The 16644-nt window shown below is 53.8% G+C and carries 15 protein-coding genes; 9 read left to right on the top strand and 6 right to left on the bottom strand.

Annotated elements, in window-relative coordinates; all coding sequences use genetic code 11:
* The first annotated feature begins 1 nt into the window (after position 1).
* Complete coding sequence (gene aroC / locus SRBAKS_RS04265) at positions 2–1066, top strand: chorismate synthase (protein WP_229594001.1); 1065 nt, start codon at positions 2–4, stop codon at positions 1064–1066.
* Here the strand turns inward: aroC and SRBAKS_RS04260 are convergent.
* The 3 genes from SRBAKS_RS04260 to SRBAKS_RS04250 form a co-directional block, all read right to left on the bottom strand.
* Positions 1063–1674 carry a DUF2238 domain-containing protein gene (locus SRBAKS_RS04260; RefSeq protein ID WP_229593999.1) on the bottom strand — a complete coding sequence of 204 codons (612 nt, stop codon included), beginning with the start codon at positions 1672–1674 and terminating at the stop codon, positions 1063–1065. The genes aroC and SRBAKS_RS04260 overlap by 4 nt on opposite strands.
* A gap of 3 nt (positions 1675–1677) precedes the next feature.
* Positions 1678–2013 carry a hypothetical protein gene (locus SRBAKS_RS04255; RefSeq protein WP_229593997.1) on the bottom strand — a complete coding sequence of 112 codons (336 nt, stop codon included), beginning with the start codon at positions 2011–2013 and terminating at the stop codon, positions 1678–1680.
* Between the two features lie 157 nt (positions 2014–2170).
* Positions 2171–4888, bottom strand: coding sequence for a M16 family metallopeptidase (locus SRBAKS_RS04250; protein WP_229593995.1), 2718 nt, complete (start codon positions 4886–4888; stop codon positions 2171–2173).
* A gap of 436 nt (positions 4889–5324) precedes the next feature.
* Here SRBAKS_RS04250 and SRBAKS_RS04245 point away from each other — a divergent pair, with 436 nt between their 5' ends.
* The 6 genes from SRBAKS_RS04245 to SRBAKS_RS04220 all read left to right on the top strand — a co-directional run bounded on the left by SRBAKS_RS04245 (position 5325) and on the right by SRBAKS_RS04220 (position 10456).
* Positions 5325–5975 (top strand): succinate dehydrogenase/fumarate reductase transmembrane subunit, encoded by a 651-nt coding sequence (locus tag SRBAKS_RS04245; protein ID WP_229593993.1) that lies wholly within the window; start codon positions 5325–5327, stop codon positions 5973–5975.
* A 13-nt stretch (positions 5976–5988) separates the two neighbouring features.
* Complete coding sequence (locus SRBAKS_RS04240) at positions 5989–7824, top strand: fumarate reductase flavoprotein subunit (RefSeq protein WP_229593991.1); 1836 nt, start codon at positions 5989–5991, stop codon at positions 7822–7824.
* 3 nt (positions 7825–7827) lie between these two features.
* Positions 7828–8565, top strand: a complete 738-nt coding sequence (locus SRBAKS_RS04235) for a fumarate reductase iron-sulfur subunit (RefSeq protein ID WP_229593989.1) — start codon at positions 7828–7830, stop codon at positions 8563–8565.
* Positions 8566–8805: 240 nt separating this feature from the next.
* Entirely contained in the window at positions 8806–9645 is an 840-nt protein-coding gene (locus tag SRBAKS_RS04230) for a fumarate hydratase (RefSeq protein WP_229593987.1), read from the top strand.
* The gene (locus SRBAKS_RS04225; RefSeq protein ID WP_229593985.1) at positions 9645–10196 is read left to right on the top strand and encodes a Fe-S-containing hydro-lyase; all 552 of its coding nucleotides are present in this window, start codon (positions 9645–9647) and stop codon (positions 10194–10196) included. The genes SRBAKS_RS04230 and SRBAKS_RS04225 overlap by 1 nt, the downstream gene beginning before the upstream one ends.
* An 89-nt stretch (positions 10197–10285) precedes the next feature.
* Positions 10286–10456: a hypothetical protein gene (locus tag SRBAKS_RS04220; RefSeq protein ID WP_229593983.1), complete on the top strand. Its 171-nt coding sequence runs from the start codon at positions 10286–10288 to the stop codon at positions 10454–10456.
* Positions 10457–10498: 42 nt separating this feature from the next.
* On the opposite strand, the gene SRBAKS_RS04215 is transcribed toward SRBAKS_RS04220, so the two are convergent.
* Positions 10499–11176, bottom strand: coding sequence for a substrate-binding periplasmic protein (locus SRBAKS_RS04215; protein ID WP_229593981.1), 678 nt, complete (start codon positions 11174–11176; stop codon positions 10499–10501).
* A 466-nt stretch (positions 11177–11642) separates the two neighbouring features.
* Here SRBAKS_RS04215 and SRBAKS_RS04210 point away from each other — a divergent pair, with 466 nt between their 5' ends.
* A complete protein-coding gene (locus SRBAKS_RS04210; RefSeq protein ID WP_229593979.1) occupies positions 11643–12818 on the top strand; it encodes an aminotransferase-like domain-containing protein in 1176 nt (391 codons plus the stop codon).
* 51 nt (positions 12819–12869) lie between these two features.
* On the top strand, positions 12870–14579 hold the full coding sequence (locus SRBAKS_RS04205) for an FAD-dependent oxidoreductase (protein WP_229593977.1): 1710 nt from the start codon (positions 12870–12872) through the stop codon (positions 14577–14579).
* A gap of 74 nt (positions 14580–14653) precedes the next feature.
* Here SRBAKS_RS04205 and SRBAKS_RS04200 read toward each other — a convergent pair whose 3' ends face one another.
* The gene (locus tag SRBAKS_RS04200) at positions 14654–15667 is read right to left on the bottom strand and encodes an ABC transporter ATP-binding protein (protein ID WP_229593975.1); all 1014 of its coding nucleotides are present in this window, start codon (positions 15665–15667) and stop codon (positions 14654–14656) included.
* 2 nt (positions 15668–15669) lie between these two features.
* Positions 15670–16641: an ABC transporter ATP-binding protein gene (locus SRBAKS_RS04195; protein WP_229593973.1), complete on the bottom strand. Its 972-nt coding sequence runs from the start codon at positions 16639–16641 to the stop codon at positions 15670–15672.
* Positions 16642–16644: the final 3 nt, after the last annotated feature.

The raw sequence follows: 16644 nt of genomic DNA, 5'->3' as shown, positions 1-16644 counted from the left end.
TATGAGCGGTAATACCTTTGGAAACGTCTTTCGTCTGACCACCTTTGGTGAGTCTCATGGTCCCGGTCTGGGCGGGGTTGTGGACGGGTGTCCGGCAGGTATTCCGCTGGATGAGTCCATGATCCAGTTGGAGTTGGACAAACGTAAACCCGGTCAGGGCGGTCTGGCTTCAACCACCCGCAAAGAGCCTGATCAGATTAAAATCCTTTCCGGTGTGTTCGAAGGCAAGACCACCGGCACTTCCATCGGTTTTTACATTGAGAACACCAACCAGCGTTCTCATGATTATTCCAAGATCAAGGATGTATTCCGGCCCGGACATGCAGATTTCACCTACAACGCCAAGTATGGCTTCCGCGACTATCGCGGCGGCGGTCGTTCTTCTGGACGCGAGACCGTATCCCGCGTGGCCGGTGGCGCCATCGCGCAGGAGTTGCTGCGCACGGAAGGTATCTCCATTTACGCGTACACGGTCGAATATGGCGGTATCAAGGCGGAGATCAAAGACTACGAAGGCGCGCAGGACCGTCCCTATTTCAGTCCTGACCCGGATATTATCCCGGCGTGGGAAAAGCATATCACCGAGGTCCGCGATGAAGAGGACACGCTTGGTGGCGTTGTCGAGATTCGGGCCACAGGCCTGCCTGTTGGCCTTGGTGAGCCTGTGTTCGGCAAGTTCGACGGGCGTATCGCGCAGGCGCTCATGTGTGTTGGTGCGGTCAAGGGAGTCGAGATCGGCTCCGGCTGTGAAGCGGCTCGGTCACGTGGTTCCCTTAATAATGACAATCTCGATGAGAACGGATTCCTGTCCAATAATGCTGGCGGTATTCTTGGCGGTATTTCATCCGGTCAGGATGTCATTGCGCGGGCCTACGTCAAACCCATTCCGTCAATTTTGCAGGAACAGCAGACCGTGACCACCAAGGGTGAGCCTACTTTCATCATGGTCGGTGGGCGTCACGACATCAGCGCGATTCCGCGCATCAATCCGGTGTTGAAATCCATGATGGCGTTGACCATCGCGGATCTGCTTCTGTTGGATCGTCGTTTGGGCGTTCGGGACTAGGACTGCTCGTTCGGTTTGATGCCGAAAAAGTAGAAGAGTATCAGCGTTGTCACTGCACCGAGGGTGTCCGCGAGCATGTCTGTCTGTGCGTCCCAGATGTCGCCCTGGGAGCCGAGGAATTCGATTCCGGCCTCGCCGCCGGCCAATACGGCGTACCACCATTCGATAATTTCATATCCAGCGGCCAACGCCATGATGGCGAACAGGCCGAAGAGGTAGACGATCACCGGTCGCGCCAGATTCTTGCGCGTCAAGTATTCTGCTATGGGGAACGCATAAAAACCGATGGAGTAATGCCCCAGGCGGTCGAAGTGATTGCGCTCGAAGCCGAACAGATCCGTGAAGAAGTCGAACGGGACATTGGCAAAGGTGTAGTGCCCGCCAATGGTGTGCAGTATCAGCCAGATGGACATCAACGCATAGGCGAGGTTGGAAAACCGGAAATTTTTGTAGGTCACTACCAGCAGAGCGAACACGCCCATGAGGGGAATGTTCTCGGCCCACCAGACATCACGCATAACTGGATTGACAGCCAGAATCGCCCAGAAGATGGCGTAGGTTATGGCCAGTCCGTGTGGGAAATAGTGTGAGAAGGTGGATTGGGTCATGGTTTACTTGACCTTTTTCATACGGACGGCAGTCCCGTAGCAGGAGTAGTACTTGTCGCCCTCGGGATGGAATGCCACGGTCTCGCGGTAGCCGATGATGGCGTCTGCATTGACGTCCACGGCCTGTGCCATGAGTCCGTAGAATGCGTTGTCAAAAACGTAGCTGCGGCAGACGATGAGGCCGAAGGCGGACTGAATCTCCCGCCCCGGAACGGTCTCGGTGGTCATGATCTTCATCTTGCCGGCCATATACATGTCCTTGGCCAGATTCAACCGTTGGTCGTTGCGTATATCGTCCTTGTCAGCCTGCTTCTTGGGCGAACCGAAAATAAGCGCCATGTGTATCCTCTTTCTGTGAAAACGTACTGCAATAATGTCCACTTTGTGTACCGCACCAAGGGAGCGGGGGCAAGCATTGCGAGCGGATGGAGGGGCTATTCTCTGAAAAAAAGACCGGGAAAAGGGGAAGCCGACAGCTCGGCTTCCCCTTGTTTATTTAGGGAGTGATGGTCATCACATACGCCTTGTCCGGCGACATGTATTGCTGAACCAGTTCCTGCAGTTGCTTTGGAGTCACGTCCTTGGCCTGCTCTATGAGCTTCTCCTCGTGATCGCGGTCAAAGCCGCGAGCCATGAGGACGGCCGCCTCGCGTGAGCGGGAGATCAGGGATTGGTGGCCCTGATAGTAGTCTCCGATCAGGATGTTACGTGCTCGGATCAGCTCCTCCTCGGGAAGCGGAGTGGCGGCGAGGTCAGCCAGAACCTTTTTGAATCCGTCCATGGACTGATCGATCTTTTCGGGGTTCGTGCCGATATACAGGGCAATGAAACCGGTGTTCTTTGACTGCCAGAGTAGAGAGGTCACCGTATAGGCCAGTCCCTGTTTGTCTCGCAGGTCGCGGAAGAGCAGCCCGCTTTGGCCGGACAGGCACGCCTTGAGCGTTTCCAGTTCGGCAGACGTCTTCAGGTTCGTCTTGCCCGGTACGGGAAAGGCCATGATGATGTGCGACTGGTTGCGCCCTGGCAGGTGCATTGTCGTTGCCATTTCCTTGCCCCATTCCGGGGTGGTGAATGTGTACTGTTGTCCGGGAGCCGTCAGGGTTTCGGCAATTCTCTTGGCAAATGCTTCAATGGCCGCCTGATCGAACTGACCGCAAACAGCCAGGGTAAAGGACTGCATGGACTGACGATTCCAGAAACGGATGATGTCTGACGCTGTGAATGCTTCCACTCCTTCCGGGGTTCCCTGATGCAACAGGGCGTATGGCCCGGTCTTGTACAGGTAGGGAAAGAGGTGGCGGAAAGCCAGGCCAAGGGCACGATCCTCACGTCGTTTGATGGCCGAAATCTGATCCTGCTTGGCCCGCGTGATCTCTGTTTCCTCAAAGGCAGGAGAGGTCAACGTGTCTGTCAGAACCGGGAGAACCTCGTGGGTGAATCGTGTGGGAAACTTGGCCTCCAGGGCAAAGACATTGCGTCCGGCCGTTGAACCGATACTGGCTGCATGATCGGACAGGAAGTCCTGCATTTCCGTCGCATTCATCCTGAGATTGCCGCGGGTCAGGGTCTTGGCCGTCAATGCAGCCAGCCCCTGTTGGTCGGGCGTCAATTCGCCATCGCCACCTGTCCAATACATGCTCATGGCAGTGTACGGCAGGGTGGCGTCGGGCAGGAGCACGAGTTTGCTGCCGCCAGGCAGGGCTATTTCCGTGGTTTTAGTCGCGGTTTTTGTTTCGGCTGCCTTGGCCACGGCCTCTTTGAGCGGCCACTGGTCTTTGGTGATGGCTATCAGGTTGTCAGCCGAAAGCTTGGATGTTTCAGGCGTGAGCACGGCCAGGGAAAGCTGATCGGAGCGGACGTATTTGTTGTACAGCTCCTTCATTTCCGAGCGGGTTATCTGATGCAGCTGATACAGGTAGTTCTCTTCGGACTGTTCACCGTCTTCAAAGAATTCCAGGTAAGAGACTTTGCTCGCCAAACCGGACAGGGTCTCCTTGGACAGGAACAGCGATGTTTCCAGATTGAGACGGGCGCGGTCGATTTCGCGGTCAGTGAAGTCCATGGGATCGAATGACGCCATTTCCGCTGTCAGTTCCTTCCAGAACTCATCGACCTTGTCTTCATCCAGCGTGGCAAAGACGTACAAAAAGCCGCCGCGTTCAAGTGGCAGCAGGGACATGGAGATATCGTCCACCAACCCCTTTTCGTATTTGAAGGTGCGGTACAGGCGTGAGGTGTCATCGCCACCCATCATCTGCGCCAGCAGATCGAGCCCGACGACCTCAGTGGATGCGCCATGAGGGATGGGGAACGCCGCGCCCATGTATACCTTGTTCCATTCGCCGGAGAGCTTGACCACCTGCGGGCCAGAGCCGACAGCGGGAACAGGGATTGTTTCAACAGGGGTGAGGGGGCGGGTGTTTTCCAGATCGCCGAGCATGCTTTCGACCTGAGCCAGCACCTGGTCGGGATCGACCTTGCCGACCACGGCCAGCAGCATGGATTGCGGCTGATAGTTGGAGGCGATGTAATTCTTGATATCGTCCCGGCTGATGCCCTGAACCGTATCCTTGAAGCCGATGATGGGCCATTCATAGGTGGTGTCAGGCCAGATCATGCCCTGCAGGGTCTTGAAGACCTTGCTGGTAGCGGTGTCTTCGCCCCGTTGCAGTTCCTCGATGACCACTTTTTTCTCGCTTTCAAGCTCAGTGGGGTCAATGGCGGGATTGAAGACCATGTCCGTGACCACGTCGAGACCGAGGGAGAGCTGATCGTCGGGGACTTCCACATAATAGACAGTGTAGTCAAAGCTGGTACCGGCATTGAGGCTGCCGCCAACGGATTCAATATCCATGGCGGATTGGCCCACGCCGCGTTTGTCCGTGCCCTTGAAGACCATATGTTCAAGGAGATGGCTCAGCCCTGCGATTTGGGGGGTCTCGTAGGCGCTGCCCGCGTGGACATACAGGCGAACATTTACCAGCGGAAAACGGTCATCTTCCTTGATCAGGACCGTGAGGCCGTTTTTCAGTTTGACCAAATGGGTTTTGCCTTTCTCCTGGCCGTCCAACGATGGGAGCTGTTCAACAGCAAAGAGAGATTTAGCGGCGACAGGGGGAGCAAGATCAGTTGATTCGTTTTTTTTCATAAGTGTCTTTTGGCAGCTGGTCAGGAGCATGAAGACGCCTGCCAGCAACAGGAGTTTTCTGAACATAGGGGGTTTTCTCCATATTGGTCGACCGTATCAAACGGTGTAGTCGCGTCATACAAAAAGAAGTACATCATTATACGATAAGTATGATTTGAGCGGAGGCAAGGTATGAACGTGTCATGTTTCAAAGCAGGGAAAGACACTAACCGAGCAGGGGGCAAATGAAAACAGTTATCCGTTCGGAAATGTAAAAAAATACGTTCACGGTTTCAATTGTTGTTTTCAGCAGTGTTTTTATCAAAAAAACAAAAAAAATTTTCCATCAAAGAAAAATGTTGTTTGACCGTGCAATCAATAACCTTTTTTGGCTTTTGTCGGCTGAAAAACAAGGAGATTAGCTGTTTTGAATTTCGTCAGGATGTTGACAAAAATCTTTTGTCAGGCATAGGTTTACTCAATTGTCTAGGGTCTTTTGTGTTCTACAAAATGGAGGGATTGAATGTCCATCAGTTACGCACCAGCTGGCAAATCCGGGAAGTGGGATGGCGCATTGGACTGGCTTCAGATGCTGTCCGGCGTCAGCCTGATTTTGTTCATGTGGTGCCACATGCTCCTGGTTTCAAGTGTCGTCATCAGCCCCAAAGTAATGGATGCCATCGCGCATTTCTTTGAGGCTACTGGCATGGCCCAAGTGGGCGGCCCGCTCATTTTTCTCGTTTTTCTAACGCACTTCGTGCTCGCAGCCAGGAAGATACCTTTCCGTATGGATGGTCAGAAGACCATCTGGCAGCACGCACGCATGCTGCATCACGGCGATACCTGGTTGTGGGTTGTGCAGGCTGTGTCCGCCATGATCATTCTGGTCATGGGATCCATCCACATGTGGGTTGTCCTGACTGACCTGCCCATTACCGCCGTCAAGTCTGCCGCTCGTATTCAGAGTGGATTCTGGGCCGTTTTTTATCTTTTCCTTCTGCCGCTGGCCGAACTCCATGTGGGTATCGGATTTTATCGCATCGGCGTGAAGTGGGGCTTTGTGAAAACCAAGGATCGTGACAGGTTCAAGCGGGGCGAGAACCTGTTGACCCTGATGTTCATTGCAATCGGTCTCATCACACTGGCCCGGTTCCTGTTCCTGGCGATCAACTAACGGAGAATTAGCCATGCAGACTATTTACACCGATTTTCTCGTTGTCGGCGCAGGTCTGGCGGGCGAACGCGCTGCTGTTGAAGCGGCAGACGCCGGATTCTCCGCCATCTGTTTAAGCCTTGTTCCGGCTCGCCGGTCCCATTCCTCGGCTGCTCAGGGGGGCATGCAGGCCTCGCTCGGCAACTCCGTCATGGGAGAAGGCGATTGCCCTGATGTTCACTTTGCCGACACTGTCAAAGGCTCTGACTGGGGCTGTGATCAGGAAGTGGCCCGTCTGTTCGCAGACGCCGCTCCCATAGAAATGCGCCGCCTTGCCCATTGGGGCGTGCCCTGGAACCGTGTCGTTCCCGGCAAGTCCATTTATTACAAGGGCGGCAAGCAGTTTGAAAAGATAGAAGCCGAAGACAAGGAAGGGCTAATCATGGCCCGCTCCTTTGGCGGCACAGCCAAATGGCGTACCTGCTATACTTCGGATGGTACAGGCCATGCGGTCATGTGTACCATGGACAACCGTTGCGCCCAGATGGGTGTCGAAGTTCACGACAAAACCGAAGCCATTGCGCTGCTTCAGGATGGCGAAACCTGCTATGGCGTGGTCGCCCGCTGTCTGCGCACAGGCGAGCTGCTGATATATCTGTCCAAGGCGACCATGATCGCTGCCGGTGGTTTCGGACGCATTTACCCGAACACCACCAATGCGGTTATCTGTGACGGTGGAGCGCACACCATGTGCGTCGATACCGGCGTGGTGCCCATGGGCAACATGGAAGCCGTGCAGTTTCATCCCACAGGCATTGTCCCGACAGATATTCTCGTGACAGAGGGCTGTCGTGGTGACGGCGGTACGCTGCTCGATGTAGACGAAAAACGGTTCATGGATGTGTACGAACCGGAAAAGGCCGAGCTCGCTTCTCGAGACGTGGTCTCCCGCTGGATGACCTATCACATGCGCGAGGGGCACGGCGTCAAATCTTCGTACGGTGAGCATTTGTGGTTGGATATCCGCCACCTCGGTGAGGAACACATCACCGGCAAGCTCCGTGAAGTGTATGAGATCTGTACTTCCTTCCTGGGCATCAACCCCATTCATCAGCTTATTCCGGTCCGTCCGACCCAGCATTATTCCATGGGTGGCATTCGTACCAACAAGGATGGCGCGGCATACGGGCTCAAAGGTTTGTTCTCCGCTGGTGAGGCCGCTTGTTGGGATATGCACGGGTTCAACCGCCTTGGCGGTAACTCCCTGGCCGAGACTGTGGTTGCCGGTGGTATCATCGGTCGCAAGATCGCCGAATACCTCCAGGGCTGCGAGACCGAGTTCAAGACTTCGCTCATCAATGACGAAGTCAAGAAGCAGCAGGCAAGAATCGACGCACTCATCAACTGCACCAACGGTTCTGAGAATGTCTACAAGGTCCGCAAGGCCATGCAGGACGCACTGCACAAGGGTGCCAACATCTTCCGTACGCAGGAAGGGTTGGAGACCTGTGTCGCTTCCCTGCAGGATACTTTGATCAGGGCCAAGAATGTGGGGCTCCGGTCCGACGGCAGGGGCGTGAATCCGGAGCTGGCTTCGGCGCTCAAGCTCGAAGGTCAGGTCAAGATGGCCTTGATGGTCGCCTATGGCGCACTGCAACGCACCGAGTCCCGTGGTTCGCATAACCGTGAAGACTTCACCGCACGCAACGATCGCGATTGGCTTAGCCGCACACTGGCTTACTGGAAGAACGAAGGCGACACGTTGCCGACGCTCGAATACGAACCGGCCACTGTTGCCGTGGAGATTCCTCCGGGAGACCGTGGATACGGACATTCCGAAATCATCAGCGCCGACGACAAGAAGGAATAGAGCATGTCCAGATTACTGAAATTCAATATATTCCGATACAACCCCGAGGATGCACAGTCCGAGCCGCACATGCAGGAGTTCGTTCTGGAAGAAACCGACTCCATGACCCTGTTCATTGCGCTCAATCGTATCCGTGAAGAGCACGATCCGTCTTTGCAGTTCGATTTCTGCTGCCGTGCGGGTATCTGTGGCTCCTGCGGCATGGTCATCAATGGCCGCCCTGGTCTGGCGTGCCATACCAAAACCAAGGACCTGCCGGGCGAGATAACGCTTTTACCCCTGCCGGTCTTCAAGCTGGTGGGCGACCTGTCCGTGGATACCGGTTCCTGGTTCCGCGATATGTACACCAAAACAGAATCCTGGATTCACACGAACAAGGAGTTTGATCCGACAGCGCTTGAAGAGCGCATGGACAACAAACAGGCCGTGGAAATCTACGAACTGGAGCGGTGTGTAGAATGTGGATGCTGTATCTCGGCATGCGGAACAGCCCGTCTGCGTGAGGATTTCATGGGCGCAGCCGCACTGAATCGTGTGGCCCGTTTCCTGATCGACCCTCGTGATCAGCGGTCTGAACATGACTATTATGAGATTATTGGCAGTGATATGGGAATCTTCGGCTGCATGGGCCTGCTCGCCTGTGAAGACGTCTGTCCCAAGCATTTGCCGTTGCAGAACCAACTTGGGTTCCTGCGTCGTAAAATGGGAATTACTTCCTTAAAGAGAATATTCAAGAAGTAGACAATGCCTTAGGCGACCGGGGGGAGGAGGCCCTTCCCCCGGACCGCATCCCCTTTGTTCCCCGATTGCGGGTAGCTGTTGTACGGCAGGAGGGGGCGGTTGGTCAGGTCGTTGAATGAGTGCTTGTCGGGAAATTGCAATATGAACACGCGCTGGCAGGCCTAGCCCAAGGCGCGAAAAAAATTTGGAGATGCTCAATTCCTTACACCAAAGGTTCCTGAGCTGCCGGAGGCAACAAAAATGAGAGAAATTCAGGCAGCGGATGTCGTGGAAGCTGTGGCCACCATGTGTATGAAGGCCAACACGGAGCTTCCTCAGGACGTGCGCAATAAATTTGAACAAGCCATGGCCGAGGAGACATCTCCTTCTGCCAAGGAAGTGTTGAGACAGTTGCTGGAGAATGCCGATCTGTCTCAGGAGACCAAGCTGCCATTGTGTCAGGATTGTGGTTTGGCTGTCTTTTATGTTGAAGTGGGCGATGACTGTAAAGTCGTGGGCGGCAATCTGCGTGAACTGATTAACGAGGGTGTTCGCAAGGGATATGATGTAGGCTTTTTGCGCAAGTCCGCTTGTGATCCCTTCTCCCGGGCCAATACCGGCGACGGGACTCCGGCCATAGTGCATTTTGACATGGTCCCCGGTGACAAATTGAAGATCTCCTACATGGCAAAGGGCGGCGGCGCTGAGAACATGTCTCGTGTCACCATGCTTGCTCCGGCCCAGGGCTGGGAAGGCATCAAGAAGTTTGTCCTGAATCGTGTGGCAGAGGCGGGGCCGAATCCGTGTCCTCCCACTATTCTCGGAATCGGCATCGGCGGCACGTTCGAACACGCGGCCAAGATCGCCAAGAAATCACTGCTGCGCAAATTGGATGATACACATCCTGATCCGGCAGTGGCCGCCATGGAGAAGGAACTGGAAGATGCTATCAATGATATGGGTATCGGTCCCATGGGGTTGGGTGGCAAGACAACCGTGCTTGGCGTGAAAATGACCGTGGAGCCGTGCCACCTGGCAAGCCTGCCTCTGGCGGTCAATGTTCAGTGTCATTCCCAGCGTCATGAGGAGGTCGTACTGTAATGGCTGAATTCAAATTGAATACCCCCCTGACTGATGCTGACATGGAACAGTTGCATGCCGGTGACGTCGTGTTTTTGACAGGCACCATTCACTCTGCACGCGATGCTGCCCACAAGAAGCTTTTTGAGTTGTTGGATGCCGGCAAGGAGCTGCCCTTTGAACTGGAAGGTTCCGCCATTTACTATGTCGGGCCGTCTCCGGCCCCTCCGGGCCGCCCCATCGGCTCTGCCGGGCCGACCACCAGTTATCGCATGGATACCTATGCGCCCCGACTGCACGCCCTCGGCATGAAGGCGAGTATCGGTAAGGGCAAGCGCTCCGATGAGGTCAAAGCAGCCATGCAGGACCACAAAGGCGTGTACTTTGGCGCCACTGGCGGAGCAGGGGCCTTGTTATCAAATTCCATCGTTGAATCCGAAGTGATCGCATTTGAAGAATTGGGGCCTGAAGCCATCCGCGCCATGACCGTCAAAGACTTTCCACTGCTGGTAATCAATGATTGTCATGGTGGTGAATTATACGTCAAACCGAAGCTTGACACAGAAGAATAATTGGTTCAGACAGGAACTGAGTGCAGTAAGCACTTGCCATATGGACTGTGTCCAATGTGGTTAATAGCTTAGAATCTCAGAGGTTTGATATGGAAAATTCATACTTTGAAAATATTGAATGTTGCAAGGAAGACAAGAAGGACGAGAAGATTTATACTCCTTATCCCGGTGCGGATGAGAAGTATGATGACGGTTCCGATTGGCGATTGTACAATCCTGATAAATATCGCGACCCCAACTGGTCGCCGGATAAAGAATAATCAAAAGGGGCCATTAGGCCCCTTTTTTTATTTGTTTGATACTTAGTGTATTTGCGATCCTAATATCTTTTCGAACTGACTTGTTCCGTCTCGTCCAGTCGCCTTCAATTCTTTTAATGTCATGTTCAGGCGGTGGATGAGTTTGTCGTCCGTATCTTTACTGAAGGCAAAATAGAGTGGCTCGTCTTCAAAAGTGTAATAGATGATGTAGTCCTTTTCCTGCATGCCCAGACCGGCCATGAGATAGGGGGCACCTTTTGCCGTGTAGGCAAACAGATCGACTTCACCCCGGTCGAGCTGGCGCAATGCCTGAACGTGGGACGCGCTGCGCTTCAGGTCCTCAGGGTGCATACCACCGGCGAGCAATGTCTTTTCCGGGCGGCTCCAGCGCACACTGGCAATACGGTAATTCTTGAGGTGTGCCTTGGTGGGGATGAAGAGCTTGTCCTTTTTCCGACCGATAAGAACCACCTGTGTGTTCAACACAGGGCCAACCCATTTATACAACCGTTCCGTTGTCGAGTCGCGTTGTGCATTGAGCAGGATTTGCCCTGGCTCTCTTGCCGCGCATTCATAGGCGTAGGCCCACGGGGTCAGTTTGATTTTCTTCTGATCAATCGGTGTACCGCACATTTCCATCAAAGTGACCAGCGCGGTCACAGATAATCCCTTTACCTTCAGGCCATTGCTGACGGTATAGGGCGGATAGGGTGCTGTCATGATCTTGAATGTTCCTGCGTGGGAAGGAGAAACTGTGAGTAATAACAGAGCGATAAAGGAAGAAATAGATAGTTTGATATGTGTCATGATTTTTTCTTCAGTTAAAATAGTAATGAAATCAAACACTTGTCAAGCAATTGTTGTGCCGGATTTTTTTCTCTCACTGCGCCTTTGGGTGGTGATATGCGCTCCTGATCTATTGACATGGCAATAATAATTGTTATTGTTATTGTGCGTGATGGAATGTGTCTGAACAAGTATGACGCTTTTTCAGTTGTCATTATTCACTCACACATTGACATGCATTCTCCTCTTCTTGCCCCGAAGGGCCGACACTGGGTCGGCTCTTCTTTTTATTTGGGGTAAAAGATGTATAAGGAATGAGGTTTGGTGCACCTCTTTCCACTGATCTCCCTTGCAACTCGGCTGTTTTAAGAGTATTTCTCCTCGTTGAAAGGAGCATATAATGCCAAATAAATTTGCCCGGAGAATGGGTACGGTGCACCGTTCATTTATCCGGGAGATTCTTAAAGTCACCGCCGATTCAGAAATCATTTCATTTGCAGGCGGGTTGCCCAACCCGGAACTGTTCCCAGTCAAGGCCATGGACATCGCTTCACGTGAAGTTTTTGCTGAAATTGGCGCTTCTGCATTGCAGTATTCGACAACAGAGGGGGATGCCGGATTGCGGGCCATCATTGCCAAGCGCTATGAAGGCCGTGGGCTGACCATTGACCCGGATTCCATTCTGGTGACCACCGGTTCCCAGCAGATTCTGGATATTTGCGCCAAGGTCTTTCTGGATAAAGGTGACAAGGTCGTCATTGAGCGGCCCGGTTATCTTGGTGCCATCCAGGCCTTTTCCATCTTTGAGCCGGAATTCGTTACTGTCTCTCTGGAGGACGATGGTCCGAACCTGGAAGAGTTGGAGGCTGCATTCAAGGATGGAGCCAAGTGTTTCTATGCCGTTCCGAACTTCCAGAACCCCTCGGGAGTGAGTTACTCGCTTGAGAAGCGCAAGGCTGTCGCCGAATTGACCGATCGCTATGGTGTCTTGTTTGTAGAGGATGATCCATATGGAGAACTTCGCTTTCTGGGCGAGGATCTGCCGAGTGTGTATTCCTTCTGCAAGACTCCCGGTATTCTTTGCGGGTCGTTTTCCAAGATCGCAGCTCCCGGCTTCCGTATCGGTTGGGTCGTTGCCGAAAAGGAAATCTACGATAAGCTGGTCATTGCCAAACAGGCATCCGACCTGCACACCTCCACAGTGGCTCAGGCGATTATGCGCCGGTATATGGAGAGCAATGACATCGAATCCCATGTTGCCCTGATCAAGGATCGTTATGGCCGTCAGCGTGAATGTATGGTTGAGATGATCAATACATATTTCCCTGATTCCGTGAGCATTACCAAGCCTGAAGGCGGTATGTTCCTGTGGGCCACCATGCCCGAGGGTTTCTCGTCCATGGATCTTTTTGATCTGGCCATCAAGGACAAGGTCGCCTTTGTTCCCGGACGTCCCTTCTATACTGATGATTCCGGTGAAAATACGCTCCGGCTCAACTTCTCCAATTCTGATGAAGCCCGGATTGAAGAAGGCATCAAGCGACTTGGCAAAAGCATCAATTCGTTTTTGGAATAACATTTCTGACCGTGAGGGACGGGCAGAAATAAAGATATGTAGGATTTATAAATGTCTCAACACATCGTTGTCATCGGCGGCGTGGCCCTCGGGCCCAAGGCCGCTTGTCGATTCAAACGGCTGGAGCCAGGGTCCACTGTGACCATGATTGATCAAAGCTCGCTCATTTCCTATGGCGGCTGCGGAATTCCGTATTACGTCTCGGGCGATGTGTCTGACGCTGTGCAGCTCTCTCAGACCACATTTCACATGACCCGTGATCCCAAGTTCTTCAAAGAGGTAAAGGGTGTTGATGTTCAGATTCTGACCAAAGCCACTCGTATTGACCGCGAGAAGAAGTTGGTCGAAGTCGAAAACGTCCAGACCGGCGAGAAGGGAACCATCAGCTATGACAAGCTGGTCATCGCGACCGGGGCTTCTCCCCGCCACCTCGGTCTTCCCGGTGAGGATCTGGAAGGTGTGAACTATGTCTGCAACCCGGCCGATGCCATTCGCATCCGCGAGTCCATCTCCAAGGGCGACGTCGGCAAGGCCGTCATTATCGGCGCGGGCTTTATCGGCTTGGAAATGGCCGAAGCCTACGCTGACATGTGGGGGGTCGAAACCTCTGTCGTAGAGATCGCGGATCAGATCATGCCTCGCCTGGTCAGCCCGGTGTTGGCTACCATGGGCCAGAAGCACATGGAAGAGAACGGCGTGGACTTTTATTTCGGCGAGACCGTCAAGTCCATCGAAGGTGAAGACGGCAAGGTCACTCGTGTCATCACCAGCAAACGGACGCTGGATGCCGATGCGGTGATTGTTTCCGCAGGTGTCGTGCCCATGTCCGACATTGCCAAGGATGCCGGTCTGAAAGTACATGAACGCGGCGGCGTATATGTCGACGAATTCATGCGTACCAATGACCCGGACATTTACGCGGGCGGTGACTGCTGTATCGTCAAGAATCTCATCACCAAGGGCGACGCGTTTCTGCCGCTCGGTTCCATGGCCAACCGCCAGGGGCGCATTATCGGTAACAACCTTGCCGGTGGTGACTCCAAGTTCGACGGCGTGGTCGGCTCCTTTGTCGTCAAGATGTTCGAGACCTCCCTTGCCGGAACAGGACTGACTCTTGAGGCTGCCAAGGCTGCCGGTTTTGATGCGATCTCGGTCCTGCTCATTCAGCTTGATCGTGCGCATTTCTATCCCACCAAGGATCTGATGACGCTTGAAATGGTGGTTGAGAAGGGGACGCGGCGTGTGCTCGGCGTTCAGGGCTTTGGCTCTTCAGGAGACGCCATGGTGGGCCGCATCAATGCGGTTGCCGCTGCACTCAAGTCCGATCCGGTCGTTGAAGATATCTCCAATATGGAGCTGGCCTATTCTCCGCCGTTTGCCGCGGCCATGGATATCCTGAACGCTTTGGCGAATCTGGCCGACAATGCCCTGCGCAATATCAACCGAGGCGTGTCTCCCGATGGCTTCAAGGAGCTGTGGGATAATCGCGAGTCCGGTCAGTGTTACTTTGTTGATTGTCGTGAATTGCCTGACGCTGAGCCGTTTCTGGAGAAGAATCCTGAATACTGGCACAACATCCCTCAGGGCGAGATCTACAATCGTATCAAGGAAATCCCGGAAGACAAGACCGTTGTTCTTGTCTGTAACACCGGCGCACGATCCTACGAAGCACAGATCATGCTCGACGAAAAGGGTATCAAGGATGTGGTCAACATTCACGGCGGCATGGCTGCCATCAAGAAATACGGCGTCGATATTTAGACACCGCTTATTCAGCATTAAAAAAAGCCGACCACTTGGTCGGCTTTTTTGTTGTTGTGTCGAATTGAGAAGTGCTAGATTCTGCCTTCTTCAACCCCGTGGCATGCCACTATGGAGCCTGTTTCCAATGTGCGCTGTTTCGGGATTTCCTTTGTACAGCGTTCATTGGCGAATTGACAACGTCCGTGGAAGACGCAGCCAGTGGGCAGGTTGATAGGGGTGGGCACATCGCCTGAGAGCTTCATGTGTCCACCGGCAGAGCCGCCGAGTTTGGGAATGGCCGAGAGCAACGCCTGCGTATAGGGGTGCTGCGGATTGTTGAATAGCTCTTTGGAGGTGGCCAGCTCGCATACACAGCCGAGATACATGACCGCCACACGGGTGGAAATGTGTTCGACCACGCTCAGGTCGTGGGAGATGAACAGATATGTCAGGCCGCGTTTTTCCTGTGCATCCATGAGCAGGTTGAGTATCTGCGCCTGAATGGACACGTCGAGAGCCGCGATGGGTTCGTCTGCGGCGATGAATTCCGGGTCCAGAACCAGAGCGCGGGCAATGGAGATACGCTGCCGTTGGCCGCCGGAGAACTCGTGTGGATAGTTGGTTGCCCAGACCGGATCAACACCCACCTGCAGCATGACATCGGCCACGGTGTCCTGTATCTCGGCGCGGGTAAGCGACGGATTATGGAAACGGACCGGTTCTTCAAGTATCTGTTTGACCGTCATGCGGGGATTCAGGGACGCATAGGGGTCCTGAAAAACCATCTGCATTTTGGTGCGATATGGCAGCATCTGGTTGGAGCTGAGGTTGTCTATGCGGGCACCTCTGTAGTGAATCTCGCCCTTGTTGGGACGGTAAAGACCCATGACTGTGCGTGCCAGGGTGGATTTTCCACAGCCGGATTCGCCGACAACGCTTAGCGTTTCACCCGGCTGGACATTCAGAGTGACGTTGTTCACAGCCTTGACCACTGTCTTTTTACGGCTGATTTTTCCGCCAGTGAATTTAATCTGGTCGATGATGGAACCGGAGATGTCGAAGTGTTTATCGATATCCCGGATTTCGAGAAGAGCAGTCGAAGTCATGGTTATTTGCCTCCTTCGCGTGCGAAGCAGGCAACCTGAGTGCCGCTTTCAAGTTCTGTGAGAACAGGAATCTCTGTTATACATTTTTTCAGCTTTTCCGTGCAGCGCGGCTCGAAAGGACATCCTTTGGGCATCTCCTTGAGCGACGGCATCATGCCTGGAATCTGGTTCAGCCGATTTGCTCCGCCCGCCATCTGTGGCAGGGCAGCGATGAGCCCCTGCGTATACGGATGTTGCGGGTTGGAGATGATCTGGTCCGCAGCGCCGAGTTCCACGACCTTGCCTGCGTAGAGCACGGCAATGCGTTGGGTGACTTCGGAAACAACGGCGAGATCGTGTGTGATGAGGATAAGCCCCATGTTTTCGGTCTCGCACAACTCCAGCAGCAGGTCCATGATCTCGGCCTGGATGGTCACGTCAAGCGCGGTTGTCGGTTCGTCCGCGATGATCAGCTTGGGACTGGTCAGCAGCGAGATGGCGATAACGATACGCTGGCGCATGCCGCCCGAGAATTCGTGCGGGTACTGCTTGAGGCGCTTCTTCGGGGACGGAATGTAGACCTTGCGCAGTTTGTCCAGACAGATTTCTTCGGCTTCTTTGTCCGTGACATCCATGTGGGCCAGGATGGTCTCTTTCATCTGGGTGCCGATGGTCAGCACCGGGTTGAGCGTCATCATGGGGTCCTGGAAGATCATGGAGATATGGTTACCCCTGATCTTGCGCATCTCATCGTATTTGTACTTGGAGATGTCATTGCCCTCGAAGATGATTTCACCGCCTGTGATCTTTCCTGGCTTGGAGATGAGGTTGATGAGCGAAAAGCCGAGTACGGATTTACCGGCTCCGGATTCGCCCACGATACCGAGGCGTTCGCCTTTATTGATGGTCAGGCTGACGTCGCGCACGGCCCGGACAGTACCGGAACGCAGCTCGAAGTCCACCCGCAGATTTTTTATGTCGATAAGTTTTTCCATGAC

Source organism: Pseudodesulfovibrio sediminis (assembly GCF_020886695.1).
GTDB lineage: Bacteria > Desulfobacterota > Desulfovibrionia > Desulfovibrionales > Desulfovibrionaceae > Pseudodesulfovibrio > Pseudodesulfovibrio sediminis.
The sequence above is the reverse complement of the archived record's forward strand: the minus strand, read 5'-3'. Positions and strand labels throughout refer to the sequence as shown.